Genomic DNA, 830 nt, shown 5'->3' on the forward strand with positions numbered 1-830 from the left:
GCCTTGAACGGCATTCCGTTGACCTGGTTGTACGAGTGGGCGTCGACCAGGTACTTCGCGCGGATGAGGGTGGCGAGCTGGCCGAGGTTCATCTCGGGGATCACCACCTTGTCGTAGCGCTTGAGAACCTCGCCGAGGTTCTTCGGGAACGGGTTGAGGTGGCGCAGGTGGGCCTGCGCGATGGTGTCGCCGGCGGCGCGCAGGCGGCGGACGGCGGCGGTGATGGGGCCGTAGGTCGAGCCCCAGCCCAGGACCAGGGTGGTGGCCTGGCCGGTGGGGTCGTCGACGGTGATGTCGGGGACCTCGATGCCGTCGATCTTGGCCTGGCGGGTGCGGACCATGAAGTCGTGGTTGGCCGGGTCGTAGGAGATGTTGCCGGTGCCGTCCTGCTTCTCGATGCCGCCGATGCGGTGTTCCAGGCCCGGGGTGCCGGGGATGGCCCAGGGGCGGGCGAGGGTCTTCGGGTCCCGCTTGTAGGGCCAGAACACCTCGGTGCCGTCGTCCAGGGTGTGGTTGGGCCCGCCCGCGAACTGCACGCGCAGGTCCGGCAGTTCGTCGGTCTCGGGGATGCGCCACGGCTCGCTGCCGTTGGCGAGGTAGCCGTCCGACAACAAGAACACCGGGGTGCGGTAGGTGACGGCGATGCGGGCGGCTTCCAGGGCGGCGTCGAAGCAGTCGGCCGGGGTGCAGGGGGCGATGATCGGCACCGGGGCCTCGCCGTTGCGCCCGTACATGGCCTGCAAGAGGTCGGCCTGTTCGGTCTTGGTGGGCAGGCCGGTGGAGGGGCCGCCGCGCTGGATGTCGACCACCAGCAGCGGCAGTTCCAGCGA

Annotated in this window: 1 pseudogene; it reads right to left on the reverse strand. The window is 70.0% G+C overall.

Annotated features, from left to right (window positions below):
• Nucleotides 1-830, reverse strand: a pseudogene (locus M4J07_RS47705) (2-oxoacid:acceptor oxidoreductase subunit alpha); the annotation flags it as partial.

Source organism: Streptomyces longispororuber, assembly GCF_024448165.1.
Taxonomy (GTDB): Bacteria; Actinomycetota; Actinomycetes; order Streptomycetales; family Streptomycetaceae; genus Streptomyces; species Streptomyces longispororuber_A.